The organism is Microbacterium sp. F2E, from assembly GCF_020905435.1.
Lineage (GTDB): Bacteria > Actinomycetota > Actinomycetes > Actinomycetales > Microbacteriaceae > Microbacterium > Microbacterium lacticum.
In genome coordinates, this window is sequence record NZ_JAJJIB010000047.1 from 1 (window position 1) to 1,076 (window position 1,076).

Consider the following 1,076-nt stretch of genomic DNA (forward strand, 5'->3'; position numbering starts at 1 on the left):
CTAGTGTCGTACGCCAGTAATTCGTTGTCTATCTCTTAGAATGGGGTATGGCACGAGTTGGGCGTCCGAAAGCTGATCTGGTCCTGAGTGACGAGGAGCGTGTGCAGCTGGTCCGCTGGGCTCGGCGGCGGAAGTCGTCGCAGGCTCTGGCGTTGCGCTCGCGGATCGTTCTGGAGAGCGCGACGGGCGCCGCGAACACGGTGGTGGCCGAGCGGCTCGGGGTCAGCCGCCCCACGGTCGGCAAATGGAGAGCGCGATTCCTGGAGCATCGCCTGGACGGGCTCGTGGATGATCCGCGGCCCGGCCGGCCTGCGACGGTGACCGCCGAGCAGGTGGAGGACGTGGTCGTGGCGACGCTGGAATCCACGCCTGCCAACGCGACGCATTGGTCCCGGTCGAAAATGGCAGAGCGCAGCGGGCTGTCCGCGTCGACGATCGGGAGGATCTGGAAGGCATTCGGTCTCAAGCCCCACCGTGCGGACGGGTTCAAGCTGTCCAACGATCCGCTGTTCGTGGAGAAGGTCTACGACATCGTCGGCCTTTACCTGGACCCACCAGAGTCTGCGGTCGTGCTCAGCGTGGACGAGAAGTCCCAGGTGCAGGCGCTGTCCCGCTCGCAGCCGGCGTTCCCGATGATGCCGGGCATGCCCGAGAAGCGCACCCATGACTACTTCCGGCACGGCACCACGAGCCTGTTCGCGGCGATGAACATCGCTGACGGCACGGTGATCGCGTCCACCCATCGGCGGCACCGGGCAGCGGAGTTCAAGAAGTTCCTGGCCAAGATCGATCAGAACGTGCCGGAGCATCTGGACGTGCATGTGATCTGCGACAACTACGGCACCCACAAGCACCCGACCGTGAATACCTGGCTGGCAGCCCACCCACGATTTCACATGCACTTCACCCCGACATACTCGTCCTGGATCAACCAGGTCGAGCGGCTGTTCGCCGAGGTCACCCGCGACCTGCTGCAACGCTCCGACCACCGATCCGTGCAAGCGCTCGAGAGGGACCTCCGAGAGTGGGTCAAGGCATGGAACGAGAACCCGAAGCCCTTCATCTGGACCAAGACC

The 1,076-nt window shown here is 64.4% G+C and carries 1 protein-coding gene; it reads left to right on the forward strand.

Annotated elements, in window-relative coordinates:
- Positions 1 to 101 precede the first annotated feature (101 nt).
- The coding region (locus tag LOK55_RS13915; RefSeq protein ID WP_229935846.1) for an IS630 family transposase at positions 102 to 1,076 on the forward strand (975 nt) is incomplete at its 3' end.